Raw genomic sequence first — 943 nt, forward strand, 5'->3', positions numbered from 1 at the left:
CTGCTGAGATAACAAGAGCAACTGCTGCAGAATTAGCATTAACGAATGGAGTAAATGCAAACACAGCTAGCATAACTTCTAATACCAATTCGATTGCAGGACTCGATACACGAGTGAGTTCCAATACGAGTAGCATTACTGCTGAGATAACAAGAGCAACTGCCGCAGAATTAGCATTGACTAACGGAGTAAATGCAAACACAGTTAGCATAACTTCTAATACCAATTCGATCGCAGGTCTTGATACACGAGTGACCGCGAATACGAATGATATTTTATTAAGGGCAACCATTAATTCACCGTCCTTTACTGGAATACCAACAGCACCAACTGCAGTAGCAGGAACAAATACAACACAAATTGCTACTACGGAGTTTGTTCAATCATTGGTTGACTCAGGAGTACAATCAGGCATAAGTGCTTCTTCCACTCCCGATGCAAATTCAACAACTAAGGGAAAACTTAAATTAACCAATGATTTAGGGGGAACTGCAGATTTGCCGACCGTAAATAGTGTGGGAGGAGTAAGTTCAAGCACCATTGCAACATTACCTATATCGGTTGCTTCTAATACAGCGAGTATCACAGCCAATACGTCAGCTATCGCATTAAAATCAACGATAAATTCACCATCTTTCACTGGTACGCCCACGGCTCCGACCGCGGCACCGGGAACTAGCACAACACAAATTGCAACCACCGAATTTGTTCAAGCAATTGTTGACTCAGGAGTACAATCAGGAATAAGCGCTTCCTCCACTCCAGATGCTACTTCAACTACTAAGGGTAAGCTTAAATTAACCAATGATTTAGGAGGAACATCAGATTTACCTACTGTAAATAGTGTAGGTGGAGTAAGCTCAACAACCATTGCGACCTTGCCTACATTAGTTGCTGCAAACACAGCTAGCATAACTTCAAATACTAATTCTATTGCAGGACT

General features: G+C 41.8%; 1 protein-coding gene. It reads left to right on the top strand.

What is annotated here, in order from left to right; all coding sequences use genetic code 11:
- The coding region (locus tag ACST14_RS10865) for a hypothetical protein (RefSeq protein WP_459463468.1) at positions 1–943 on the top strand (943 nt) is incomplete at both ends.

The organism is Aquirufa sp. A-Brett2-15D (assembly GCF_054558735.1).